The 25,776-nt window shown below is 37.9% G+C and carries 27 protein-coding genes and 2 riboswitches; of the genes, 11 read left to right on the top strand and 16 right to left on the bottom strand.

All coding sequences use genetic code 11. The annotated features are described in order from the left end of the window. Nucleotides 1-313: 313 nt before the first annotated feature. Both AKG34_RS18395 and AKG34_RS18390 read left to right on the top strand, forming a co-directional pair. A complete protein-coding gene (locus AKG34_RS18395) occupies nt 314-832 on the top strand; it encodes a YfiT family bacillithiol transferase (RefSeq protein ID WP_053347425.1) in 519 nt (172 codons plus the stop codon). A 105-nt stretch (nt 833-937) separates the two neighbouring features. Further along, complete coding sequence (locus AKG34_RS18390; RefSeq protein ID WP_053347424.1) at nt 938-1,414, top strand: SRPBCC family protein; 477 nt, start codon at nt 938-940, stop codon at nt 1,412-1,414. A gap of 151 nt (nt 1,415-1,565) precedes the next feature. On the opposite strand, the gene AKG34_RS18385 is transcribed toward AKG34_RS18390, so the two are convergent. Continuing rightward, nucleotides 1,566-1,958, bottom strand: a complete 393-nt coding sequence (locus AKG34_RS18385) for a winged helix-turn-helix transcriptional regulator (RefSeq protein ID WP_053347423.1) — start codon at nt 1,956-1,958, stop codon at nt 1,566-1,568. Nucleotides 1,959-2,104: 146 nt separating this feature from the next. Here AKG34_RS18385 and AKG34_RS18380 point away from each other — a divergent pair, with 146 nt between their 5' ends. After that, nucleotides 2,105-2,623 carry a DJ-1/PfpI family protein gene (locus AKG34_RS18380; RefSeq protein WP_053347422.1) on the top strand — a complete coding sequence of 173 codons (519 nt, stop codon included), beginning with the start codon at nt 2,105-2,107 and terminating at the stop codon, nt 2,621-2,623. A 557-nt stretch (nt 2,624-3,180) separates the two neighbouring features. After that, the gene (locus AKG34_RS18375) at nt 3,181-4,536 is read left to right on the top strand and encodes an arsenic transporter (protein WP_053347421.1); all 1,356 of its coding nucleotides are present in this window, start codon (nt 3,181-3,183) and stop codon (nt 4,534-4,536) included. 248 nt (nt 4,537-4,784) lie between these two features. On the opposite strand, the gene AKG34_RS18370 is transcribed toward AKG34_RS18375, so the two are convergent. Both AKG34_RS18370 and AKG34_RS18365 read right to left on the bottom strand, forming a co-directional pair. After that, on the bottom strand, nt 4,785-5,078 hold the full coding sequence (locus AKG34_RS18370) for a HesB/IscA family protein (protein ID WP_053347420.1): 294 nt from the start codon (nt 5,076-5,078) through the stop codon (nt 4,785-4,787). A gap of 203 nt (nt 5,079-5,281) precedes the next feature. After that, nucleotides 5,282-6,673, bottom strand: coding sequence for a YcdB/YcdC domain-containing protein (locus tag AKG34_RS18365; RefSeq protein ID WP_053347419.1), 1,392 nt, complete (start codon nt 6,671-6,673; stop codon nt 5,282-5,284). Between the two features lie 413 nt (nt 6,674-7,086). Here AKG34_RS18365 and AKG34_RS18360 point away from each other — a divergent pair, with 413 nt between their 5' ends. Further along, nucleotides 7,087-8,289 (top strand): C40 family peptidase, encoded by a 1,203-nt coding sequence (locus tag AKG34_RS18360; RefSeq protein ID WP_053347418.1) that lies wholly within the window; start codon nt 7,087-7,089, stop codon nt 8,287-8,289. A gap of 81 nt (nt 8,290-8,370) precedes the next feature. Here AKG34_RS18360 and AKG34_RS18355 read toward each other — a convergent pair whose 3' ends face one another. The 8 genes from AKG34_RS18355 to AKG34_RS18325 all read right to left on the bottom strand — a co-directional run bounded on the left by AKG34_RS18355 (nt 8,371) and on the right by AKG34_RS18325 (nt 17,121). After that, nucleotides 8,371-9,006 (bottom strand): poly-gamma-glutamate hydrolase family protein, encoded by a 636-nt coding sequence (locus AKG34_RS18355; RefSeq protein WP_053347417.1) that lies wholly within the window; start codon nt 9,004-9,006, stop codon nt 8,371-8,373. An 82-nt stretch (nt 9,007-9,088) separates the two neighbouring features. Next, on the bottom strand, nt 9,089-9,238 hold the full coding sequence (locus tag AKG34_RS28080) for a CapE family protein (protein WP_169787510.1): 150 nt from the start codon (nt 9,236-9,238) through the stop codon (nt 9,089-9,091). Nucleotides 9,239-9,308: 70 nt separating this feature from the next. Then, nucleotides 9,309-10,895 carry a gamma-glutamyltransferase family protein gene (locus AKG34_RS18350; protein ID WP_330219158.1) on the bottom strand — a complete coding sequence of 529 codons (1,587 nt, stop codon included), beginning with the start codon at nt 10,893-10,895 and terminating at the stop codon, nt 9,309-9,311. Between the two features lie 81 nt (nt 10,896-10,976). Next, entirely contained in the window at nt 10,977-12,254 is a 1,278-nt protein-coding gene (locus AKG34_RS18345) for a CapA family protein (protein ID WP_053347416.1), read from the bottom strand. A gap of 10 nt (nt 12,255-12,264) precedes the next feature. Beyond that, nucleotides 12,265-12,714, bottom strand: a complete 450-nt coding sequence (gene pgsC / locus AKG34_RS18340; protein ID WP_053347415.1) for a poly-gamma-glutamate biosynthesis protein PgsC — start codon at nt 12,712-12,714, stop codon at nt 12,265-12,267. A gap of 15 nt (nt 12,715-12,729) precedes the next feature. Further along, a complete protein-coding gene (gene pgsB / locus AKG34_RS18335; protein ID WP_053347414.1) occupies nt 12,730-13,911 on the bottom strand; it encodes a poly-gamma-glutamate synthase PgsB in 1,182 nt (393 codons plus the stop codon). A gap of 791 nt (nt 13,912-14,702) precedes the next feature. Then, nucleotides 14,703-14,915: a hypothetical protein gene (locus AKG34_RS18330; protein ID WP_053347413.1), complete on the bottom strand. Its 213-nt coding sequence runs from the start codon at nt 14,913-14,915 to the stop codon at nt 14,703-14,705. A gap of 526 nt (nt 14,916-15,441) precedes the next feature. Further along, nucleotides 15,442-17,121 (bottom strand): methyl-accepting chemotaxis protein, encoded by a 1,680-nt coding sequence (locus AKG34_RS18325; protein ID WP_053347412.1) that lies wholly within the window; start codon nt 17,119-17,121, stop codon nt 15,442-15,444. 196 nt (nt 17,122-17,317) lie between these two features. Next, nucleotides 17,318-17,360, top strand: a riboswitch (PreQ1 riboswitch). A 58-nt stretch (nt 17,361-17,418) separates the two neighbouring features. Between AKG34_RS18325 and queC the strand changes: the two genes are divergently transcribed. Genes queC through queE form a run of 3 tightly spaced genes read left to right on the top strand, consistent with a single transcriptional unit; the run spans nt 17,419 to nt 19,272 of the window. After that, entirely contained in the window at nt 17,419-18,081 is a 663-nt protein-coding gene (queC, locus tag AKG34_RS18320; RefSeq protein WP_053348157.1) for a 7-cyano-7-deazaguanine synthase QueC, read from the top strand. Next, the gene (gene queD / locus AKG34_RS18315; RefSeq protein ID WP_053347411.1) at nt 18,081-18,551 is read left to right on the top strand and encodes a 6-carboxytetrahydropterin synthase QueD; all 471 of its coding nucleotides are present in this window, start codon (nt 18,081-18,083) and stop codon (nt 18,549-18,551) included. The genes queC and queD overlap by 1 nt, the downstream gene beginning before the upstream one ends. Next, on the top strand, nt 18,544-19,272 hold the full coding sequence (gene queE / locus AKG34_RS18310) for a 7-carboxy-7-deazaguanine synthase QueE (protein ID WP_053347410.1): 729 nt from the start codon (nt 18,544-18,546) through the stop codon (nt 19,270-19,272). Before queD ends, queE begins: the two co-directional genes overlap by 8 nt. An 81-nt stretch (nt 19,273-19,353) precedes the next feature. On the opposite strand, the gene AKG34_RS18305 is transcribed toward queE, so the two are convergent. Together AKG34_RS18305 and AKG34_RS18300 are read right to left on the bottom strand one after the other, a co-directional pair. Beyond that, the gene (locus AKG34_RS18305) at nt 19,354-19,701 is read right to left on the bottom strand and encodes a DUF4260 domain-containing protein (protein WP_053347409.1); all 348 of its coding nucleotides are present in this window, start codon (nt 19,699-19,701) and stop codon (nt 19,354-19,356) included. 51 nt (nt 19,702-19,752) lie between these two features. Then, nucleotides 19,753-20,322, bottom strand: coding sequence for a TetR/AcrR family transcriptional regulator (locus tag AKG34_RS18300; RefSeq protein ID WP_053347408.1), 570 nt, complete (start codon nt 20,320-20,322; stop codon nt 19,753-19,755). 261 nt (nt 20,323-20,583) lie between these two features. Further along, nucleotides 20,584-20,626: riboswitch (PreQ1 riboswitch) on the top strand. 51 nt (nt 20,627-20,677) lie between these two features. Between AKG34_RS18300 and AKG34_RS18295 the strand changes: the two genes are divergently transcribed. Beyond that, nucleotides 20,678-21,220, top strand: coding sequence for a VUT family protein (locus AKG34_RS18295; RefSeq protein WP_053347407.1), 543 nt, complete (start codon nt 20,678-20,680; stop codon nt 21,218-21,220). A gap of 21 nt (nt 21,221-21,241) precedes the next feature. Continuing rightward, a complete protein-coding gene (locus tag AKG34_RS28075) occupies nt 21,242-21,397 on the top strand; it encodes a hypothetical protein (RefSeq protein ID WP_161804952.1) in 156 nt (51 codons plus the stop codon). Nucleotides 21,398-22,336: 939 nt separating this feature from the next. Here AKG34_RS28075 and AKG34_RS18290 read toward each other — a convergent pair. From AKG34_RS18290 to AKG34_RS18280, 3 genes are read right to left on the bottom strand one after another with little or no spacing between them, the layout of a single operon-like run. Continuing rightward, nucleotides 22,337-23,368 (bottom strand): TolB family protein, encoded by a 1,032-nt coding sequence (locus AKG34_RS18290; protein WP_053347406.1) that lies wholly within the window; start codon nt 23,366-23,368, stop codon nt 22,337-22,339. Nucleotides 23,369-23,380: 12 nt separating this feature from the next. Then, nucleotides 23,381-24,244, bottom strand: coding sequence for a permease prefix domain 1-containing protein (locus AKG34_RS18285; protein ID WP_053347405.1), 864 nt, complete (start codon nt 24,242-24,244; stop codon nt 23,381-23,383). Beyond that, a complete protein-coding gene (locus AKG34_RS18280) occupies nt 24,244-24,564 on the bottom strand; it encodes a PadR family transcriptional regulator (protein WP_053347404.1) in 321 nt (106 codons plus the stop codon). The genes AKG34_RS18285 and AKG34_RS18280 overlap by 1 nt, the downstream gene beginning before the upstream one ends. Before the next feature lie 309 nt (nt 24,565-24,873). On the opposite strand from AKG34_RS18280, the gene AKG34_RS18275 reads away from it, so the two are divergent. Further along, nucleotides 24,874-25,614 carry an alpha/beta hydrolase gene (locus tag AKG34_RS18275; RefSeq protein ID WP_053347403.1) on the top strand — a complete coding sequence of 247 codons (741 nt, stop codon included), beginning with the start codon at nt 24,874-24,876 and terminating at the stop codon, nt 25,612-25,614. The last annotated feature ends 162 nt before the right edge of the window (nt 25,615-25,776 follow it).

Raw genomic sequence — 25,776 nt, 5'->3', positions numbered from 1 at the left:
CCCATTAGGCTATTTAATTAGATGAGGAAGATTACTGGTTGTTTACTTCGTTGGGTACAAGAAGGAACGTATATAGAAATGTATAGTTCGCGGGTCCTATGAAGAAAATGATAGAAATTGCCGGGTCTATGAAGTAGTTCTAAATAGTGTCACTAAAATATCAAGGCTGCTGCGCCAGCCTTTTTGGTTTGGATTCGAAAAGAAAAGGTAGTCAGAGAAGAGAAGAGAAGATATGTAGGCATAAAGGATTTATTGGTAAGGATAAAGAATGTAATAAATAAAGGTACTATAAAAACACCAGGAGGAAATAAAGATGGAAGCAAGATACCCAATAGGGAAGTTTCAGTTTGATGGGGAGATAACGAATAGTGTGGCTGAGGGCTGGATTAAGGAGATTGAAGCTTTGCCTGGATTGCTGCGAGAGGCAGTACGAAACATGGATGAAGAACAGCTTGATACGGCTTATCGTACGGAAGGATGGACTGTTCGCCAAGTCGTGCATCATCTTGCGGATAGCCATATGAATGCTTATATTCGCTTTAAATTGGCTCTTACGGAAGATAATCCTGTCATTAAGCCTTATGATGAGGGAAAATGGGCAGAGCTACCTGATAAAAAATTGCCGGTTGATATTTCGCTATCCCTACTTGAAGCGTTACATATACGCTGGGCTAACCTTTTATATAGTATTAATTCAACTGATCTAAAAAAAACATTCATCCATCCGGATTCAGGAGAAGTTTCAGTAGGTGAAAATATAGGTATTTACTCGTGGCATGGTCGACATCATCTTGCGCATATTACTTCTTTATTGAATCGTAAGGGATGGTAAATTACATTCAACTATTTTCTATTTTAAAAACCGCATTGGGTACAAAGTAACTATTGACCGGCAGGATTGATACACTTAAAAAATTTGAATGAGGAGGAATTACATATGCTAGCAGTAATAGAAAAAGTTGAAGGTGGAAATATCGCTCGCTTTGAACGTCTACTAAAGCATTCAGTAGAACAGGTCTGGGCTGCTTTAACTGAAAATGATAAGTTAGAAAAATGGATGTCGAATCTTGAAATTGAGGAACTTAAGAAAGAAGGGACAATAAAATTTAATATGAATGATGGGACTGGCTCATCTTTTGATATGAAGATAAGAGACTTCCAAAAACATTCCGTCCTAGAATTCGAATGGGGTGACGGTTGGGTTCGTTTCGAATTATCCCCTAAAACTGATGGTTGTTTATTAGTATTAAAAGAATCGATCCCCACATTAAGTGACCATACATCAAAAGATTTGGCAGGATGGCATGTTTGTCTTGATATGCTGAGTGCTTTACTGAATGGTCATTATATGGACTTTCCAAAAGGAGAATGGGAAAAATTGCATGAAAAGTATATTATCGTAGTCAATCAGTGATGTTTTGTCATTAATTGATTTTTTTAAGCAATAGTTGGTTTATATATAATCACTTTATTCATTTACTTTCGGAAATATCCAATTGCACAGTGTTAATAAAAGACCGACACATCTCATTGTCGGTCTACTTTATGTGAAAAAAACGTACGCATTAATTGTTCTTATCATTTTCAGAATGCATTTCTTGTTTGATTTCATTCATTCTGTTTTTTCCCCACTCATACATCATTTCAACAATTGGCAGTAAAGTCATTCCAAGTTCAGTCATGGAATATTCAACTTTTGGAGGAACTTCAGGATAAACTTCTCGGTGAACAACACCATCTTCTATAAGTTCACGCAACTGATTCGTTAAGATTTTATGAGATATTTTTGGGAAAAGTCTTTGTAAGTCACTGAATCGGTGTGGGCCTTCTACACCTAAATGCCATAAAATAACGATTTTCCATTTGCCGCTGAAAATTGATAAAGTAAGTTCTTTTTCGCAATTATAATAGCCATTTAAGATTTTTTCTTTGATTTCATCTCTTAATGTTTCTGACATGGATATTTAACTCCTTTTTTATTTTACCAGTAACTTTTAGGTAACCTCCGCACATAAAAGTGCGTTCTTCACAACGTTTAAAACCAGCGCTACAATATGAGTAGTCGGACAGACAATCTTTTTCAATTATTAGGAGGAAGACATATATGAGTAAAAAAGCATTACTTATTATACCACCAGAACGTTTTAATGAAGATGAATTATTTCAACCAAAAGAAGTATTAGAAAATGCAGGCGTTACAGTAACGATTGCAAGTATAAAGACAGGTGAGATTACTGGTGACTATCAAGGTAAGGCAAATGCTGAAGTGATCTTTTCTGACGTTTCAGCTAGTGATTTTGATGCTATAGCTGTAATTGGAGGATCTGGTACGAACGATCATCTATGGGGCAATCAAGAATTACAAAGCTACTTGAAACAAGCTCATGAGCAAAAGGTTCTTGTCACAGGAATTTGTGCAGGATCTGTAACTGTGGCTAAAACAGGTTTACTTTCTGGACGAAAAGCAGCGTGTTACCCAGTTGATGTCCAAATTGACGAATTGAAAGCTAATCATGTTGAATATGTTGAACAACATGTTGTTGCACATGATGATATTATCACAGGTGACGGCCCAGATGGAGCTAGAGAATTTGGTGAAAGCTTAGCTGCAGCATTACGCTAAATCTTTGCTTACAACATAAATCGTATTATTCCCCATGTGAAACCCTTGGATTCTATAGAATTCAAGGGTTTTTCCATTAGGGGTAAGAATGATAGAAGAAATACTGTATCTCGGCAAACAACTGCTTCATCTGAAGAGATTGCATCGTCGATGGAGGAACAAGCGGCTTCAGCCATTGAATTTGCTCAATATACGAATTAGCTTACACAATTAATAAATGACTTAGAGCATATGTTGGGAGAATTTTAGATGTAGAAATAGCAGATGGCCATATAGGGTTTGAAAAGGGGGAAAGCACTATAGTGGTTTCTCTCTTTTCAAACCGGAATAGTGGAATCTATAGATCTTATTAGAAGATATGTGAAATGTAGTAGGTACCTAACCATGATTAAAAGGTCTAGACTTCTCTCTTTAGTGGACATTTTTACTAGAAGGACAAAGGTACAATTTAGAAGAAGTGGTTTACTATCTTGTGCTTTTTTAATAAGGAGGAATATATATATAGGGATCGGACAAGTAGGGTCCAATGGCTCAAGGCCCGAAAAGGGGAGAATAACATGCATATCGAAATTGGAATGGCTATCTTTGTGTTCGTCATGACAATGATAGTCATATTATGGAGGCCAGGAGGTATAAATGAAGCGTGGCCAGCTTCAATCGGTGCGGGTATTATTTTACTAACTGGCATAGTATCACGTGGAGATATTTTGGATATTATCAATAAAATCGGGGGCGCATCGATCACCATCATGGCAACGATTGTCATGGCTGTCATACTAGAAAGTTTTGGTTTTTTTCATTGGGCGGCTGCAAAACTTGCTACCCTTGCTAGAGGTTCAGGATATCGCCTATATTGGTACATTCAATTATTATGTTTTTTAATGACCCTGTTATTTAATAACGATGGTAGCATCATGATTACGACACCCATATTGATATTGCTTCTGAAAAATCTTAGACTGAAACCGCATGAAGCCATTCCATATCTTTTGAGCGGAGCACTGATTGCAACTGCTTCTAGCGCTCCTATTGGGGTTAGTAACATTGTCAATTTAATCGCATTGCAAATTGTGCATATGACACTTTATATGCATACAGCCATGATGTTTGTACCTGCAACATTGGGTTTAATCTTTATGTCATGGTTGATGTTCGTAGTGGTAAAGAAAAAATTGCCCAAAAAGTTGCCCGATCTGACTTATGACATTGAGGATAGTTTTTTTACTAAGAATTTCCATCCTTTAAAGGGAAAAATGTCGGTTAAAACAAAACGTCAACGTACTAAATTTATGTTAAAGGTATTGCTCTATGTCTTTGTGGTGCGCTGTTTACTCTTTGTTGCTTCGTATCTTTCCATACCAATTGAATTGGTTGCTGTACTTGGGTCCTTATCTTTACTGGTGTGGAGATGGTATCATTTGCGAACCAATCCTGTTGATATCTTAAAAAAGACACCATGGCATATTCTGATATTTGCATTCTCTATGTATGTCATTATTTATGGCCTCCACAATGTAGGACTTACAGCAATACTCGTGCAAATATGTGAACCAATTGTAAACCAGGGGTTATTAAGTGCGAGTTTTGTCATGGGAGGATTAGTTTCGATTCTATCAAACATTTTTAATAATCATCCAGCCTTAATGATTGGTACCATTACCTTAACAGAAATGGGACTTGATCCAATCACGTTAAAAACGATCTATCTCGCGAATATAATTGGGAGTGACATGGGCTCATTGTTATTACCTATTGGTACGCTTGCCTCCCTTATCTGGATGCATATCTTGAAACAAAATAAAATGAAAATAAGTTGGAAAGATTATTTAAACGTATCCCTAATAGTCATACCATTATCTACCGTGGTGACGCTGCTTTTATTATACTATTGGGTGCAAATGGTATTTAGCTAATAATACCCTAGGAGGAATTAGTAATTAGTGTTGAGGGTGCATTACTAGGTGAACAGATTGATGCTCAACTCTCAGGAAGTAAATCTTATAGAGGAATTTTTACAGATCTAAGTTCAGATATTCTTGTGTTATTTAATGGACAACAGTTTCTATATTTTCCGATGTTACATGTGCATAGATTTACTCAGGGTAGTGACATAGATTTAGAGAAAAGGGGGAAGCTACAAATGTGGTTCCCCCTTTTTCTTCTAATAGATTAATGGTGAAACTAACGGATTAGGGTTATTTATCAAAAAACCATCACCTTCATAATCAATTTCTGTTTGATCCGTAAATCGGGCATCAGATGGATCGATTAAAATTTTAATACCATGTAAAACTAGTTCTTCTTCTTGTTCTGTTTTAAATCTTGTCAAACTTAATGAATAGTTCATCTGATTACAACATGCTCTTCTTACACCAAATCTCAAAAATGTTTCCTCTTCCATACTTTGCTGCATGCCTTTAATTACTTCCTGGGCTTTAACTGTTATTGTTATCAAGATGTTCACTCCAATACATTAGGCTCACTTTATCATGATAAACATTACAATCGATACCATTTACTCTTTACTCAACCGATTTTTAGAACCTCTTAAAAAATTTGAATTCATGACAATAATTCAATAAGTGGTATGCATTTTTTACACCTTTGAAATTTTTAAATAAATGCGTTAGTAGTGATATCTTTGGATATGGAATGTCTCTAATGTAACTTCGCCCATATGATTTCACCAGTCTGTGCTTCAATGTATGATATTCTCCTAGAGGATTGTTTATAGACAAGTTCATAATATTCATCGCTGTTCTCTTTGTAGTTAATATCCCAGAGCAGTTCGAGCTCGAAAGCCGAAATGAATAGTTTCTTGGCCTGTTCAGGGGAAATTGCAGGCAGCGTTTGGAGTTGCGACAGGGTAAGTGGATCAAGATCAGGTCCGAAGAAGGAATCAATGTTACCGGTTGTTTCATTAACTGATAGATAAGCGAGCCCAAAAGGTATTCCTTCATATTTCAGCGTAAAGTGAAAAGCGACCTTATGATTCTCTGTATCCGATATAACCTCATTAATATAAAAGTAACGGTTAGCATCAGGATACAACTTGTAAAGAAATTGGCTGGCGATTTTTTTACATTCTGTGATGGATAAGGACAGGGGGCCCCTCGTGTCTTCGAAATTGGCAAACGATGATACCATGCCAGTTTCTTTGTTTGTCTTGATTTTGAAGGCCTGGTCATTCTGAGTAATGAAATAGCTGTCTACACTTAAATCTTGAACTTCTGGCGGTTCTCCCTGTCTCCAAACTGTAACAAGTTCATCACCTAAATCGACTTCCCGTACTTTCGTATAGGCATCGAGGTCAAAACCGATAGCTTTATTAATATCAGGTAATGGCATTTCCTGTTGAGGAAGCGGGAGTACTAATGAGTTCTCTTCATTTTCATCCACTTGTTCATCCCTTTTCTTTACAGATGAAGGGTTGGCAGGGTGGCTATAAAAGGGGAGAACCGGTTCATATACTAGACGAGGCAAGTCCTTGCCGTTTTCATGGACATCCGAGTTAATCATAGTAATAGAAAGCTTCATATCGAGATCTTTCAGGCATTTTTCCATCACTAGCTCTTTAGCAAGAAGGTTTTCTGGCAGGGTGATTTCTTTTACAGCTCCATAATAATGGAAGTGGATAACCTCGCCGTCTAGAGCAGTTTCCACGAAAAATCCAGTACGAGGAAGCGGTAAATTTAATTGCTGCTGAACATAGGTAAATTGCATAGATTTCTTATCATTGTTCACGCTTATTTTTTCCAGGATAAAATTATCCAGTGCTTCGGGATAGTAGACCATGACATATTGTAAGGCCCTCTCATGAAGTGATTTTTCCGCTAATACCACTTTAGATACAGACTCCTTATCAAGATGAAAATCTAGCAGATTGCCGAATACATCCAGCTCTACGATTATCTCCTTATATCCGCAAGCTGATTTCCAGGCGAACATCAATGTCCCACTTTTTTTATGAAAATCTTCAATTTCTAATGTATATCCACTATGTACCTTCCCTATTTCGATAGCCTTTTGTTTTAATGAATTTTTGTTCAACTAAATCCCTCCCCATTAAATTATATCCGTTTTTCATAAGAAGTGTTCTGATAAGGTAAGAGAAGGGGTCTCTTGAATTTCAGAAGAAGAGGCTCCTTTTTTATGTTTAATTAAAAATCGACTGGATGTTGATTTATTATCATGTGATATGAGTATAAAAAACTATTAATGGTGTGGGAATTTGTTAAAAAACTAAACAAATATATATTTATTGATAACAGGATAAAAGGCATAGGCTAATTACCGATATTATAAAATAGGGTGAGTATTAAGTTGTAATGTTGAATAAGGTATTGAGATAAAAGTTATATATATACCTGATTTATTTTAAAAAAACATCTTTGTAATCAAGTGTTTTGACTAGATGACTGCATGTTTTAATAAATATTTCTGGTTATAAAGGAAGGGTTAAAATGGGTAAAAGAACATTAGGAAGTATTTTGCTTTTATTACTAGTCATGTTTAGTTTTACTTTTTCCCCTGGTGTAAAAGTTGAAGCGGCTGATCGAGTTCATACTGTATCCTCTACAGACACGGTAGAATCGATTGCATTGACTTATGATATGTCGGAAGAGCAATTAATGAAGACGAATGGTTTACCGGATGGTAAGTTATATGCGGGGCAGAAGTTACGAATCATTAAAACGGTTTATACCCCTTCAATTTATCAATGGGTGGAGAGACGAAAACAAATTGCAAACTACGCGAAAACCTTTACAGGATTTAAAAAAACAGCTGGAGAAGAGACGCCTAAAAAAGGGTTTGACTCTAGCGGATTGATTCATTGGGTACTCTCCCAACAAAATGTGCCCATCGACCGTTTGACAGTAGAAGGTTATTATAAGCAAGGAATGGATACAGATACACCTAAGGATGGAGACATTATATTTTTTCTAGAAAGAGGCAGTTCAAAAGTCGTGACCGCTGGTATCTATTTGGGGAAAGATCAGTTTGTCAATTCTGGATATGGAGCAGAAACAGTTCAGGTGAGATCGACCACAGAAGAATATTTTGCAAAATACCAAGCCGTGTATAAAACGTATACACCTAAGGGAGAGCATATCGTCCAAAATGGGGAAACACTTAATAGCATATCGGTTAATTACGGTATTTCGATTAAGACAATCAAAAAGCGTAACGCTTTACCAACTGATAGCTTGATGCAGGGGCAGTATCTTCAAGTATACAGCAATACTTTGTATCCGTTTTATGAAAATCAAGAGGCTTCCTATGATAAAGCTTATGATGTCATTAAGTATGCCTACACTCTACGTGGATTTACCTATGTTTTCGGAGAAGATGATCCAATGATTGGAATGGATTGCAGCGGTTTCATCTATTGGGTCATGAAGGAGCAGGGCCTTTCAGTAAAACGCGGTTCAGCAGAGGACTACTTTTCCTTGCTGCCGAAAATCGAAAATCCAAAGGCAGGGGATTTAGTGTTTTTTAGGGATACAGGCACAAGACTAGGCGTGACCCACGTAGGCATATACCTAGGGGATGGCCGTTTTATCAATACAACAGAAAACGCTGGTGTTCATATATCCAATCTTGAGTCAGCTTATTTTGCGGAGAAGTTCGAAAGCTTTGGTCAAGTCGAAAACCTTATGAACTAATGATATATACGAGTGATCACAAGACTAACTTAGATGTTTCTGGGTAGTCTTTTTTTGAATTAATTTTACATTTAAAAAATGTTATGAATAAAAGTTTTGTTTATAACTTATAGTCGCCTTTTCTAATGCGTTGACAAATCGATTCAAAAGTTCCGATTGGTTTTTTCTGTTTTTTCTAGTGAAGTTATCTTCTTTGAAAAAATTTTTTCGTAGTTTAGTCGAGAGCTCTAATTGAACGCCTTTCCCAGTTTTACATAAGTTTGTGAGGTTCCTTTCACCCATGCCTGAAAGGTGCCTAGGTGCGTCATCCGTTTGAAATCCGGCTGAATTTAGGGAATGTTCAATCAATCTCTTGTAGGCTTCATCTCTCCCGCCAATATAGACTAGCGCATTATGAATGTCATAATGACCATGGATGGAGAGATTGGTCATTGCGTTAGATGCTATTCTAACACCGATTGGTTCATCGAATAAGTTGGATGTTATATGGAGGATTTGGTTATTTCTTTTTTTCAGACCTTCAAATAGATAGGTGCTAGCATTCAGTTTTTCTCCAAGAGCTACAGCAATTTCGCTTGTGCCTGGTTCGATATTTCCTCCATGTATGGCTAGGACTGCTATATCAGGATTTCTGTAATAAGCGGTGATGCTGTAATCAATTTTTTCTTGTTCTTTCTGTTGCAGTTCAGCAAAATTTGTATAGCTATTTTTCAGCATGATTTCCTCTCCCAATTTGTAGATTAGATTATTACCCCTTGAAATCAAAAATAAAAAAAGCAGGGGGGAACCCTGGCTTTTTTTATTCTTGGAAATTAGTATATTGTTCTATTTTCTTTTGCTCATCCGGTGTTAATGTTTCCGACCGTTTAAACGTATTCATAGTTACAAGCAGGCCTGCTATAAGAATAACAGGGATAACCCAGCTTGCTACTTTTTTTACAATATTCATATTCTCGTCCCCTTATAGATCTTTAAAAATTTATATGTTTAAAGATGAACTGGTACGCTGGATGCTCTTTTTATTGCTGTGCTTTCCAGCTACCATTTCTTCTTTGATCTCCAGCTCCGGATAACCGGCCGTTCTGCTCGTTTTTAACTAGAACTTGAACTCCGCCATAATACATGGGGGAAACCTTTTGAACGACGTTATACCCTGAATCTTCTAATGATGAGATTATTTCATTTGAAAGCCGAGATTCCGTATAGATGGTCTTTCCATCAAAGACGAACCGATAGCGGTCAATAATATCCTGAAATGAGCCTTTATTCTGTGTATATGAATAAAGGACTTGCATCAGTACTTGAGGTATTCTGTCACCACCTGGTGAACCGATGCCAATCGTTTCTTCGCCAGGTTTTTTGAGAACTGTTGGTGCTGTAAAGGTTCTTGACCGTTTATACGCATTTTGAGAATTCAAACCGGATCGGAAATTTTTCAATTGATCGTTAAGGAAGAAACCATTCGTATAATCACCTGAACCGAAAAAGTTACTGAGCGTATTTGTTGCAGAAACGACAGTACCATATTTGTCCATAATCACAAAGTGAGTCGTACTTTCATGTTCTTCGGAATCTCCAGACTCTATATTTTTCCATTCTCCCTCTTGGATCTTATTTTCCAGATTGTTTAGGTGAATGGGGGATAGAAGTTGTTCAGCCTTAGAGGCACTGATTCCATCCCCAGTATGAGAAACTCGGTCTTGATAGGCAATGTTTGTGATGGCCCCTAGCTTCTTCATGTAATCTGATTTGCCGGAAGAATCACCAAGGTTTGTTTTCTCAGCAAGCATTAACATTTCAAGAACTGTAATTCCAGAAAAGGGAGGAGGGGCTGACAAAATGTCGTACCCGGCAAATGTTCCTTGAACCGGCTTTCGCTCTTTAACCTCATAGTGCTTTAAATCCATCAAGTCGATGTCTGTTTTTCTTTTAATATCTCGTGCGATGTCCTGTTTATAAAAACCATCAGGGCCTTTCTGCTGAATAAGTTTCAATGTTTCAGCAAGCTTTTTTTGAGTAAGAGTTTTGCCTGGTTTAATGGCCTCACCATCAGGATAAAATATTTGAGTATCTTCAGAAAAAACTCTGAATTGGGATGCAATTAATCGTGATGTTAACGTTTCATCAACTGTAAATCCTTCTCCAGCCAGGTCAATCGCCGGCTGAAGAAGATCTTCCATCGGTACGCTTCCATACTTATCGTGAACAACCTGCATGCCGGCTACTAAGCCAGGAATGCCCGTATTGTGTTTTGAACTTGGGTCTTCAGGTGACGTTTCACGGTAATCGATAAAATTGGGATCTTCGGATTCGGGTACAATCAGCATACCGCCGCCGCCACCAATTCCAGATCCATAAGGTTCGACTACACCTAATACATAAGATACGGCAATAGCGGCATCTGCAGCTGTTCCGCCGTTATCCAAAATCTCCATTCCAACATCTATTGCGAAAGGGCTGGAAGAACTAACTCCATACGATTGATTGGCTGACTTACTGTCTATCGGTTTATTCGTGTCAGAAAGAGGGGATGGCTCCGAACATCCTGCTAAATATATAAGCAAACATAGGGAAAGAAGTACTTTCCTCGTCATACGATTAATCACTAATTGATCCCCTCTTTTCGGTGAGCATCTAAGTCGTGCGTCTCTAATAAGATTCTTATTCACGTGTTTGTTCATAGTTGTTTACTGTATTGGTTGGATATCTTGTTGTACAGCAGTTTTCTCTGCTTGCGCAGCTTTCTTTTGTTGTGCAGCTTTCTTTTCTTGCGCTACTTTTTCTTCTTGTTCACGTTGTGTCTTATGGTCGATTACCTTCTTATGATTCATGGTAATCTCAATATGATTCTCTTTTTTAGACCATTGAACTTTTTCACTAGTTTCCTTCGTCAACTGACGGTAAACTCGTGATTGGTCGATCGAAGAGGTAGCTGGTCTTGGTGTTGCTTCCTCAATTTGCAGGGGAACGACATCAATGGTAGCTTGTCCGTCTTCTGCTAAATGGTATTGAACCATGGCTGAATCTTTTGTGCGTGTCCAACCTTGGTCAAATACAAAGTTTCCTAAACTATAAAAGATAATTCCGTCATTATATACATCAAACGATTGAAGGACATGGGGGTGATGACCGATGATAACGTCCGCACCAGCATCAATGACTGCTTTAGCCAATTCTGTTTGACGTGATGTAGCAGATGTAGAGTATTCTTGTCCCCAGTGCATATTTACCACAACTAAGTCTGCGTTTCCTTGCTTAGCATCTCTAGCTTTACCAATCATTTCAAATAATAAATCCGGATTAGAGTTTAATAAACCAGCTTGATTATTTTTGGATACTGCATCCTTGCCATAAACATCGGTGAAGCCAAGAGTAGCCACACGTACGCCATTAACATCTGAATAATTGATACTTGCTTTAGCATCTGTAGTATTTGATCCAACACCGACGTAATCCATATCCGCACTTTTGAAGTCATCAATTGTGTCAAGCAGGCCTTGTTCTTCAAAGTCCATCATATGGTTGTTGGCTAGGGTCATTACAGAGAAGCCAGCATTTTTTACAGCTTCTACACCACTTTGATGTGAGTTTAATCGAATCGCTGTGTCTGCTTCTTTGTATTTAGATACATCTTCTTTTAAAGCAGGGTGTTCATAGTTTCCGCTAACATAATCTGAAGCAGTAAAATAGGGCTTCATGTAACGGAAGAGGTAATCATACCCGTGTTTATCTGTCACTTTTTCAACATATCGTCCCATCATCACATCACCGACCATTGTCATCGTTAATGTTTGATCCGATTTTGAAGCGACTGTGTTCACTTCTTCAGCCCGTCCCATCCAAGTGGTAATGACTAATGCTATAAGTAAAATAGGGAGAATGATTCCAGCATACTTAAGATTCTTTGTTTTCGTATGTTTAATAAAAATAAGTGTTTTTTCTTTTGCATTTAAAGTTCGTTTCATTTTATGCACCTCAGAATAGGTAGTACACGTTCATTAAGCCGAAAGTTAAACCGGATAATAGAAGTGTGCTGCCAAGTGTTAATGGCATTCCTTGTCTTTGAATGGTATTCGCTATTAAACCTGGTACGATTATACCGATTCCTCGAAACTCGAAAATTTCAAATGGCATGACAGGGTAGACGAAATCTAATAGGAGCTTTAAACAAATTCCGGTTACCATCATAGCTGCAAATTTTCTTCTTCCATATAAAATCACCCATCTTGAAAGGCCGTGAGTGACGATTAAATAAGTTACTACACTAATGATCAAGATGACCAGCATGATTTCCCATTGATCAAATACTAATGCCAAATAACCTGGCACAATAAGTCCTGCGGGTACGACACCCGTTTTTTCTGAAAAAATAAGGCTAAGCGTTACCCCTAGTACTAGGGCTACATATAAATCCGATCCAAACATTAAGGTTCCTCCTACTTAACTCGCTTTTTGCTTCGTTTTAGATTTCATAAATGCTTCAATTAATGGTTCTGCTGCACCATGGATGTTACCGACTCCGTATACGATTCGGTTTTTCATTAATGGGCGGAGACGGGCTACGATTTCTTCTGTTGACCAGTTTTCTAAATCCCAATACTCTTTTGTATCTAATTTACCTTGCTCAAATACCCGGGTAATCGGTGATGTAGTTTCACCAATGGCAATGACGATTTCAGATTTAATGTACGGCAATACATCTCTTGCAAACTGCTCTGTACGGTCCACACGGTCAGCACGGCAGTTCATGATGACGATAGGGGCTTCTGTGCTGTATCCAAACGTACTTACACGTTCCCAGATGTTTAACGTCGATGACGCGTCATTTGCGGCAAAGCCATTTACAAAGAAAGATGGCTGAATTGGGTCTCCGAATTTAGTGATACGCATGGCACCTGGATCCGGATGTGCATTTAACATGCCACGGAAAGCCGTTTTTTCATCAATGCCCAATGCTTCTGCAACGGCCAAAGCAAGGGATGCGTTATCCGGGAATACCATATAGTCGAATTCGCGTAAAAAGTCTTCCGAAATTCTTGAATTATCAGCAACAATTACTTTCGAATTACGTTCCTTTGCAATTTGTTTAAAAAATTCCAAATATTCACTTTCGATGGTTATTAAATGCCCATTATAGGGAATAGTTGCTGTAAAGGCTTGTGCAACCTCATCCAATGTTGGTCCCATGACATCCATATGATCCTCTAGTACATTTACGATAACTCCGATGTTGGCTTGAATCATTTTATTTTGGAAGATTAGTTGATAGTCAGGCTGTACAGCCATACATTCACAAACTAGTGCTTCTGTTCCTAAATCGGCAACTTCTTTAACTACACGGCGTTGCTCTCCGATATTCGGTCCCTCTGGACGGCGTTTAATCGGTTTTTCTTTGTCCGTAAACCAATAGATCATTCTTGCTGATGTTCCGGTTGTTTTACCTACTGTTTTGTACTTAGCTTCCTGGATCACACCTGTAATTAGACGCGTTACAGTCGATTTCCCTCGAATCCCATTCACATTCACACGTACCGGGATGGAGTCGAGACGCTTCTGATGGCGTTTTTGTTCGAAAATGCCATAGCCAAGCAAAAAGATCGCACAAATAAATATTGGTGCCATTTTTTAACCTCTCTTTTTTTCAAATATTGAATTACTGAATACACACTACATGATTTTAAACTTAATAGGCAAGGGTCAAAAATTCTATCGCAATATAGTTATTATCGTATTTTACAAATAAATGTATATATAAGTGTAATAGTATCTAAATGATTAAATGTTTTATGAGTACAAAGATATGGGTGAAAATCCAGTAAAACCTTGGCTTATTCACACTAAAATATGGAAAGTGTAAATAAAAACTCATTTTGAACAGCATCAAAATAGTTTCGTGAGTATTTGAACCCAATTCTTAATGGCTATATTTGTATAATGAATTGTTTCTGAAAGTAAGGTTTATTACAGTTTAATAATTGTTTATACCCATTTGTTTGACTTCTACGTAACAATAATCATGCATTTGTCATTCAATGTAAGAGATTGCATCTATCGACTCAAATAGTTGGACTCTTTTGAATATGAACAAAGATGAGTAAAAGAACACCCCTCTTTTTTTTATGATTTTCGGTTTTTTAGATGGGAAATACCCATGGGGCTATAGTGTGACTTCTTTCTTTAAAATGAAATAAACTAAATTCAAGCAAATTTTTTTGGAAAAATGCCTAGTTTCTTCTATTAATATAGTGTTAATAGAAGAATGAAAAGAAAAAAAGCTCAGAAGGATATCTGAGCTTTCCGTTTGTATTTTTTAGAATAATAGAATGGGTAAGAAATCTCCGCTAGTTATGGAGTATTCGTAATTTGAGGGAAAGGAGCCACGACGAAAGTAGCTGATTCTGGAATAATTAAGGTTAACTGGATTTCTTTCTGTCAGAAATCTGAGGATTGGAGTCCTTTTTACCACCATCAATAACATAAAGCTTAGGAGCTAATCTCGTTTTTCCTTGTTTTTCAGAATTCATCTTCATATAATTTTCGTATTCTTTGCGAAAGAACTCGTCCGTTTCTCGTTCTAGGGCTTTCCGTTCGTTAAACTCTGCTATGAATTTGAAAAAACGTTTCATATGAATTCCTCCTTGTGGGGTTAAAAAGGTCTTAGTTTAATAGTAACATAGGTTTGGTGAAACCTAACCCTTTTTTACAATAATGGAGAGAAAAGTACGTTTTATTAGTTATTTGGTTGTGTTTTATTCACTTTTGAAAGAATAATAACTAAAGAACCTTCTTGAGAAGAAGTTCCTATGCAATTGGTTAAAATGGGATGCTTGGATCATGAGCGTTTGATACTGGAACTTGCCAGTAAGTAGGTGAAGTGGAAGTAGATGATACTATTAATTTTAGTGGTAAAAAAATATTCTTGTAGTTATATATATTATACACTAAATATTCTGAAAATAAATCAAAATGTTTGTTTGATACGTGCCTAGATCCATATGTTTTTTATTAATGTGTTTAGTAATATATTCCCTAAATTAACGAAAACGAAACACAATCTATAGAGACATTAGGGAAATAGAAGGTAGAGGGGGGAAAGGAAAGAAAAGCAAAAAAAGCAATTTCCCTCGTGCAACACGCAGGAAATTGCTAGTATCATAATTGGAACTTTTTAACCTGGTCAGTTAGTTGTTCAGCAGCAGAGGCGAGCTCACGGGCATGATTAGTGATTTCATCCATCGAAGAGCTGGATTGCTGGGCGGAGGCGGAGACTTGTTCAATACCTGCCGCAGACTCTTCAGACACGGCTGCGATGTCTTCGATAGCTTGGTTGATTTTTATACTATTGGTAGTGATATAGTTTAAGTCATTTGTAATATGTTGTACTTTTGTACCCATGTTCCCGACCGAATTATTAATTGTTTCAAAGGTTTGGCCGGTGAGGGTAATCTGTCTCGTGCCTTCATCTACCTGTGTGTATCCATCTTCTAAAGAGTGGACGACGGTTTTTGAACCAGTTTGGATAGCTGTGACAATATTTGTGATATCTCCAACTGAATGTGTGACCTCTTCTGCGAGTTTTCGTACTTCTTCTGCAACGACGGCAAAGCCCTTTCCATGTTCGCCGGCTCGTGCAGCTTCTATAGCCGCATTTAAGGCCAATAAATTGGTTTGATTGGAAATATCCTTGATGACCTGTACAAGCTGTGAGATTTCCTTTGATTGTGAGTCAAGTCCTTTCACTTGTTCGACAGCATTTTTGACAATCTCATCAATCATTTTCATTTGTTGGACCGAGTTGCGCATTAATATGATTCCTTCCTTGGTCAAGGATAGAATCTCGGTGGAGCTTTGGGAAACTTCTTCCCCGCAAGAATAGGCCTGCTGGATCTTTCTGGTGAACTCTTCCATCATATGGACCATATCAGCTGCTCGGTTGGCTTGAGACTCTGAACCTTCCGATAGCTCGAACATGGTTGTCGCAATCTGTCTGCTGCCTTGTTGGACCTCATTTGCTGATTGAGTTAAGTCTTCGCTTTGGTTCGAAACGGATTCAGATACAACTAGCATTTTTTCGATAGTATCACTAAGGTTTTTCTGCATCTGGTTGGAGGACAGCGTTAATTCTCCAATTTCATCATTTGACTTTTGCTCTAAAGGTTCATGGTTCAGCTCACCATTCGCCACTACTTTCATTCTGTCCCTAATTTTAAGGAGAGGTTTTGTAATAATATTGGCTGTTACAAGCGCAAGCAGAAGGCCTATGATGACCGCGGCAATGGATATAATGATACTAGTCGTTTTAACTGATTCTCCACTTGCGATGACGATTTCTCCGGAAGCGACAATCGATTTCTCGCGTTCGGAAGCTAGCTCCCTAAACCCATCCATCAATTCATTGCTTATTGGTGCAACTTCATCCTTTAGTATTTCTTTAGCGCGTTCTACATTTCCTTGATCATATTGTGTAAATACGCGGTCAATAATAATCGTTCTCCAATCCACGCTTTTCTGAATCAATTCCTTCATTTTGTCAGAATCACTTAAGGCTAAAAGATCCTCCTGAATGACTTTGCTTTCTTCGGTATATTTTAAGAACCTCTCTTTATTACTTTCGTCGCCAAATAGAATATAGCCTCTTGCGAATGCGCTTCTTTGTGCAAGATTATTGAGTAGTTGTTCTTCATCAATAAGAACCGGCAATTCATGTTTAATAATATCTTTGGAATGCACAAGTGACTTATTGCTACTATAGATATTAAATGCTCCTAAGATGATACACAAAGATATAATGAGTGAAAATGCCACCAATATCTTTCCTTTAATACTTTTCACGTTAATGGACCCCTTTTGCTATATTTTTGTTTACCCTTTTTTATCGGAAAAATAATAGGATATTTAAGGAGGTAAAGGAAGATATGTTGTATAACAAACTTTACCATTTCGTCTAATAATCAGTTTGATATAAACTTCTTGATTTCTTTTCATATTCAAGTTACTATTAATTTGGAAAAATATAATATTCCGCTAGGCGGAAGAGGTTCTAGCTACCCTCTCAAAAAAACTAAGGAGAAACAGTACTCTATTCTTAGGGTGCTGTTTTTTTCCGTAAAAAGGAGTTTTATAGAAATGATGAAGAAGGAAAAGGCAGTGGTTGTGTTTAGCGGGGGACAGGATAGTACGACGTGTTTGTTCTGGGCAATGGAGCGATTTGAGGAAGTAGAAGCGGTTACGTTTGATTATAATCAGCGGCACAGCTTGGAAATCGAATGCGCGCAAAAGATTGCTAAGGAACTGGGCATTACCCATCATATTCTGGATATGTCGCTGTTGAACCAACTAGCGCCGAATGCGTTAACGCGAAGTGATATCGCAGTAGAGGACGGAGAAGACGGGGAACTGCCGTCAACGTTTGTACCAGGGCGGAATTTGCTGTTCCTTTCGTTTGCCGGTGTATTGGCAAGCCAAATTGGGGCTAAGCATATTGTCACTGGTGTCTGCGAGACGGATTTCAGCGGATATCCAGACTGTCGCGATGTATTCATTAAATCGTTGAACGTGACCTTGAATTTGTCGATGGACCAGTCATTTGTGATTGATACGCCGCTTATGTGGCTGAATAAAGAGGAAACATGGGAGCTTGCGGATCAGCTTGGCGCGTTTGATTTCGTCCGTGAGAAGACTCTGACTTGTTATAACGGGATTATATCCGACGGCTGTGGTGAGTGTCCGGCATGTAAGCTTCGGAAAAAAGGGCTGGATGACTATGTAAGCAGACGGCAGGTGCTTAAATAATGTACGGTTTTACTATCGTGGATAAGCTTCAAAAAATAGATAAAGATATTCAGCGGAATCAATTAAACTACTCAAGTAAGCGGGTCATGGTCAGCAAGGAATTCACCTTTGATGCCGCTCACCATCTTCATGACTATGAAGGCAAATGCAAGAACTTACATGGCCACACGTATAGGGTCATTTTCGGATTGAGCGGATATACGGATTCACGCGGTTTGATGATAGATTTTGGTGACATCAAAGAAATTTGGAAAAATGAGATTGAAATACACCTTGATCATCGTTATTTGAATGAAACACTGCCGCTCATGAATACAACAGCTGAAAATATGGTTGTCTGGATTTATGAAAAAATGGCCGAAGCCCTTTTAACCAAGAATTATGAGGGTGCTAGAGTCGAATTTGTTCGTCTATATGAAACGCCGACGAGTTATGCTGAAGCTAGACGGGAGTGGATGGAAAGTGAGTAAGCTGCCTGTTATGGAAATCTTCGGTCCGACAATCCAAGGGGAGGGCATGGTCATCGGACAAAAGACCATGTTTGTTCGGACGGCAGGATGCGATTATTCTTGTGCCTGGTGTGATTCCGCGTTTACTTGGGACGGCACTGGTAAGGAAGATACAGATCAAATGACTGCCGAAGAAATATGGAATGAGCTGAAGCGAATTGGCGGTGAGGGCTTTTCCTTCGTTACAATATCAGGTGGAAATCCAGCACTGCTGAAAAATCTAGATGGCTTGATAGCAATTTTAAAAGATAATGGAATGAAAATCGGCGTGGAAACACAGGGAAGCCGTTGGCAGGATTGGTTTCTCGATATTGATGAACTGACTATTTCACCTAAGCCGCCGAGTTCTAGGATGAACACGGACTTTGAGGTGCTTGATCGAATAATATCTAATCTTGCCAATCGAAATCCCGATAATCATGTCTCGTTGAAGGTTGTAGTCTTTGATGATGAAGATTATCAGTATGCCAAAAACGTACATTTCCGGTACCCGGATATTCCTTTTTATTTGCAGGTTGGCAATGATGACAGCAGGACGGCTAATGATCAACAGCTGATTAGCGGACTTTTGAAAAAATATGAAGAGCTAATTGATAAAGTAATAGCTGATGATGAACTTAGAAATGTGAAAGTGCTGCCGCAGCTGCATACGTATATATGGGGAAATAAGCGGGGAGTGTAAAGTAAGAGAGGAAGAAGCAGTGTGATGCGCAAGATCAATCACACTGCTTTTTTATGCGGACAATAAGCTAAATACCACTGATTATACCTCTTGAATGTGTGTAGCCTTGAAAGCCGTTGTGTATTTAAGGCCATATCCTAAAAAACGATCCATTCCAATATGAGCCGTCCAAATTAAACCTACCATTAAAATTGTATCCTGGCTTAGAGAAACAGCTAGCAAAATGACGAGTATTGATATTGTATAAGTATGAAACAAGTTATAAACCTTGGCACCAATTTGATTATTGATTAGATAGGCTAACATAGAAATGTCAGGTGTTAATAGTAATAAAAGGAAAATCCACCAGCTAAATTCATTTATTGAATAGATATAAATTATCGCTATAAGAACCATAAGCCCTTCAGAATGTATTAATTTTTTCACCATATTTAAGCCTCCTATTCTTTATTAACCATTGGTCAATGAATGTGAAAAAAATTATTCAATACTCTTCATAATATTTTTAACGTGAAAATTAGCTAAGCTTTTTACATCCTGATATGAAAGTTGTGTATTAATATAAAAAGTTATAAAGCCGTGGAGCGAAAGGAAAATAGACCATATTGATGCGGGGTTTAGTTTATTTTCTGTAAGGTCAGTCAGAGAACTGATTAGTTTTTCATATGTTTTATTAGAATCAAGTTGAAGTAAATGTTGAATTTCTTTTTCTTTAGATAAAAACATGATTGCATAATGATTTTGCTGGGTTAACCCAAACTCTATAAAGCATAGTAATATCTTCTCTATTTTTTGAGAAGCATTATTTTCAGTTAGGATGATATCATCTATTTTATTATTCAATAGAGAAAAATCCGTTTTTACCAAACTATAAAATATTTCGGCCTTATTTTTAAAATGATAATAAATGGCGCCATGACTACAATCTAATGTTTTAGCTAATTGCCGCATTGAAACTTTTGAATACCCAACGGATGCAAAAAGTTTCCGGGCTTCATTCAATACCATTTCCTTAGATAATTCTTTTCCTTCTGATTTCCTTGGGGACATAGTATCACCTCCATAGTTATTGACCAGTGGTTAATAACATCATATAGCAGTGTTTTGTAATTGTCAAATATTAGAATAAAATGATTTAACAGGATCTACTCCAATTCACATATGTAGTAACAAAATTCGAAACATCAGCCATAAGTCTAATTATTAATAAAGTATTTACTGAATTCGTTTTAGAAATAGGTAATGTGGAAACTTCTTGATTTCCATTCGTTTTCAAGCTACGATAAATTAGGAAAAAGATAATCCGCTCATGCGGAAGAGGTTCTAGCTACCCTCTCAAAAAAACTAAGAAGAACAGTGCTCTTTCTTAGGGTGCTGTTTTTTCTGTATAAGGAGAATGTAAGAAATGTTAAGAATTATATTGTATTTAGTGTCCATTGTCACCGCGAATGTGGTTACAGCAGCTTTTGCACCATTACAGCTTGGTGTGTTTATTATTCCGATGGGGACATTACTAATCGGGGGAACCTTTATCTTTCGGGATCTAGTTCAGAATAAATTTGGCAGAGTGAAGACGTATGTGTGCATTGTCACGGCACTAATTTTATCAGCGTGCGTATCATTTTTATTAGGAGATACCCTATTAATTGTGTTTGCTTCCGCACTATCGTTCGTGGTGGCAGAAACAGCTGATACTGAAATATATACCCGGTTAAAACTTCCGATGAGTTGGAGAGTATTTTACAGCGGGATTGTCGGAGGATTTTTCGATTCGGTGATATTTGTTGTGATTGGACTTAGCCCACTGGGTGCCAACGTTCTGCCATGGGAAGCCGTCCCCGCTGCGATTTTTGGCCAAATCATTGTTAAAACAGTCATTCAGTCAATCGGTGCCGCGCTGTTGGGCCGAATCAATGTAAGACTGGAGAAGCGCGTTATCTCCGGTTAAATAGTAGGAGGGAAGCACTCAATGGATGGACCAAAAAAGGAAGAAGATAGATGCTATTGCCTGGAAGCTTTTCGTGAAAAATATGGTCCGGATGTCCAAGGAGACTGTATGAAGCTCTCCTGCGCCAATTATCGGAAGCATAAGGGAATAGACAATCATGAGAAACGTAAACATTAATATAAATAGGAAACGATCTGTATAAGTCGAGAAGGAAGAACCAAATTTGGTTCTTTTTTTTTGTGTGAATTATAGGTTCGCGAGTAAATCGTGAAAACTCACGAGTAAATCGTGAAAACTCACGAGTAAACCAGCCAAACTCACGAGTAAATCGTGAAAACTCACGAGTAAACCAGAAACTCACGAGTAAATCGTGAAAATTCACGAGTAAATCAGCCAAACTCACGAGTAAATCGTGAAAATTCACGAGTAAACCAGAAACTCACGAGTAAATCGTGAAAACTCACGAGTAAATCAGCCAAACTTACGAGTAAATCGTGAAAATTCACGAGTAAGCCAGAAACTCACGAGTAAATCGTGAAAATTCACGAGTAAACCAGAAACTCACGAGTAAATCGTGAAAACTCACGAGTAAATCAGCCAAACTTACGAGTAAATCGTGAAAATTCACGAGTAAGCCAGAAACTCACGAGTAAATCGTGAAAATTCACGAGTAAACCAGAAACTCACGAGTAAATCGTGAAAACTCACGAGTAAATCAGCCAAACTTACGAGTAAATCGTGAAAATTCACGAGTAAGCCAGAAACTCACGAGTAAATCGTGAAAATTCACGAGTAAACCAGAAACTCACGAGTAAATCGTGAAAACTCACGAGTAAATCAGCCAAACTTACGAGTAAATCGTGAAAATTCACGAGTAAGCCAGAAACTCACGAGTAAATCGTGAAAATTCACGAGTAAACCAGAAACTCACGAGTAAATCGTGAAAACTCACGAGTAAATCAGCCAAACTTACGAGTAAATCGTGAAAATTCACGAGTAAGCCAGAAACTCACGAGTAAATCGTGATAATTCACGAGTAAACCAGCCAAACTCACGAGTAACCCCATAAAAAAAGCTTCCGGCACCGTCAATAATTGGTGTCGGAAGCCTTTCTTATTAATTAGGTAACAAAATTTCTTCCGGGTTGTCTCCATCAATCCCCACTTTATATAGATGATACTGTGGATCGCTTTTGCCGAATTTCTTATCTACCATAAAATAGACCGTTTTTGTATCGCTGCTGATGACTGGGCGATCTGTGTATTCTTGAAGATGGGTCAGCTGCTTTTCGGTCTTGGTTTTGAGGTCATAGCTATAAAGCTCATAAATATAGGTACTACCTGATTGCTCGTTGGAGATGGACTGGAAAATCATCGTTTTTTCATCCGGGGTAATTGTGAAATCAAAAATATCGACATCACGTTTAGAGTCTGTGACGGTTTCGATACCTGTTTGGTCAAATTTCACTTTGAAAATCCGTTGATGCGTTTCGAAAATCTCATCAGCCGTTTTAGCATCCGCATCATCATCGGTTTGATAATAAGCGGCTTTTCCATCAGTGGTGACATTTAGGGAACTAAGACCATATTTCTTAAAAGAGGTCAGTTGGGTGGACTCTTTTTTTTCTATATCAAATTCATAAATATCGAGATCGTGAGGACGGGGACCCGTGATCGGCGAATAGTTTTTAAACGAACCGGCTCCAATATAAAAGAGAGAGCGGCCGCTTTTTGTGAAATCGAGTTCTGTGATCAGGAAGTCTGCTTTGAATAATTCACTGATTTTCTGTGATTTCAAATCAAGAAGCTGAATGGAACTAGTTGAATCTTCTTCTTGGTTTTTTTTAGCTACAATAAAGGCAAGCATATTTCCATTGTAGGAATAAGTCGGGTCGAGGATTTGTTCATCGTTGCTCAATTCAAGGACTTTTTCTTCAACGGATAATGTAGGATTATAGAGTTTTAATTGTGGCTTTCCCTTAAAGTGTGTGACGTATGCAATTGTACCTTGAGTGGATACGTCGTATTGATTGGTTAAGCCCTGCTGCTTTTCATTTTCTTCTTTTTTAAAGACCAAGCCGGCGATGACAAACAGGACAGTCACAATCGCAAGCGTGGTCAGAATGAGATAGATGTGCTTCTTTTTCATTTGAAGGACTCCTTAACGGTAGAGTATCATCATCGTAAAAATAATTGCTAGAACAAGTAATACCTGTAGAACAGCACATATATTTGATGCCGTAGGCTTCTTTTTTAACAGTTTAATCTGTAGGATATATAACGAAATCCATAAGACAGTCGGGATGAAAAATAATAGCATAAACGGCTGGACTTCACTTGAGAAGATTAAAAAAGCATATAAGAAAAATAAGGTAACTGACAAAATCAGGATGCCGAGTGTAATATTGAAAATGTGCAGGAGTTTTGCTTTTTTTAAATTCTTTCCACTATATCCTGGAAGAACCAAGGCTGTTTTGTAAATGAGGTAAAGGGATAGTAGGAGAATCGCTGCCATAATCAGGCTGAATAAAGGAAATAATGTAAAGTCAAGGGCGGACGCGATTCCCCATCCATATATATAGACAAGGGCATGGGTCACTAACACGGTGTTGACCATGATTTTCCGGTTGATAGAGACTAGGAGGTTAAGTGTAAGAGAGAGTAAAGTTGCACTAGTCAGTATCGAAAAAAGAAGCCAGCCGATGTAAGCATCTCCTTCTTGGAAAAGTTGCAGCGCATACACCGAAAACGTAAAAAGAATTGAAACAATGGATAAAGTCAGCATAAGCTCTTTTCGGTATGGAAAAATGGCCTGCTGAATTTGACTGCCGATTTCCCATTCGTCGCCAAAAAGGATTAATGCCATTTTCTCGGCTTCTTTTGGGGTCTTCCCCTGCTTTATTAAATCATCCCGGCTCAACTCCAGATGGAGAAGCAGTTCTTCAAACATATCTTCTTTTTCTTCCTTGGTACAATCGGTTTGGTTGACTATTTTTTTTACATACCTTTCAAATGCTGTTTTCATCAGAAATCCTCTGCGCTTTTCCGAACTAAATTTTCAAGGAAGGTAAAGCTGCTGCGTTTACGTTCAAGCTCGGTTTGGCCGCTGTCTGTGATACGATAATATTTCCTGCGTCCGGACTCGGACTCTTTCCAATACCCTTCTATAAATTCCTTTCTTTCTAGACGCTTAAGAGCCGGGTATAGGGTGCCTTCACTGATTTCGTATTGCCCCTCGCTCATTTGCCTTAGAATCTTCGTCATTTCATAGCCATACAGCTCTTTTTGTGAAAGAAGTGAAAGCAGGAGGAGGTCAATACTTCCCTTCATCAATTCTTTATCCAAAAAATCACCTTCTTTTTTCATTTGCTTTAGTGTAATACGATGTACATCGTATTACAAGGTATATTTTACTTTTTTAAAAAAAAATGGTTAAATGACGATTGCTAAATAAAATCAATCATAGTAAAATGTGCTTCTGAACGGATGAGTTGTAAAGAGTGTGGTAAGGATACTATATACTTGATTTATCTGTTTTAATGAAAATACGGAATAGGATAGAAGAAATCCCACTCAAGGGGTATTAATTGATTTTTTTTTGAAAATCATTTAGATTCTATTTATCAACAAGAGCAGAAAGAAGGTCCTAGATAGATGAAAGTGAAAGCACCTGAGTCATTCACATACAGAGGTGGAAATAGAGCTGTTCTTTTACTTCACGGGTTTACCGGAAGTACGGGAGATATGAAAAAATTAGGGAAATACCTGAATGATCGCGACTATACCTGTCACGGACCTCTTTATAGAGGGCACGGAGTATCAGCCGAGGAACTTGCTAAAACAGGTCCAAAGGAATGGTGGAAAGACGTAGTGGATGGTTATCAATTCCTTAAAGATGAAGGCTACGAGGAAATTGCTGTTGTAGGAATTTCTTTAGGAGGAGTGTTCTCATTAAAAGTAGGAATTGAACTTCCTGTGATAGGGGTGGTTTCAATGTGCGCTCCGACGCAAGGAAAAAGTATCGATCGACAAAAAAACCGCTTGCTCAATTATGCACAGGCATATAAGAAGTTTGAAGGCAAAGATGCAGACCAAATTGCTGCCGAAGTGAAGCTGTTGGAAGAAGAGCCTATGACTCAACTGAAAGATGTGGTGAATATAATAAATGAGACTGGTGAAAATTTAGATTTAATCACATCACCAACTCTTGTTTTACAAGGGCGCTTGGATGATCCGGACTATACGAACAGTGCTACAGCGATTTTCAGTGAAGTCGATACGCAGCATAAACACTTGATATGGTACGAAAACTCTGGCCATATAATCACATTAGGCAAAGAGCGTGAGCAGGTTTATGAGGATGTGTATAAGTTCTTAAATACACTACTTTGGTAGAAGCAGAGGGAAGTTTTCTCTATGTATAAACAGGGGTAATCTTGTCCTAAGAAGGCCACCAATTTGGTGGCCTTTAACATATTCAGGGTATAAAACTACTCTCTTCTTTAAGTAAAAGTAAATCGTATTAAATAAAGGCATAGCTAAGAGGACTTATATGGT

The sequence above is a fragment of the Peribacillus butanolivorans genome (genome assembly GCF_001273755.1).
Taxonomy (GTDB): domain Bacteria; phylum Bacillota; class Bacilli; order Bacillales; family DSM-1321; genus Peribacillus; species Peribacillus butanolivorans.
Note: the sequence above shows the minus strand (reverse complement) of the source record. Positions and strands in the feature narration are given on the sequence as shown.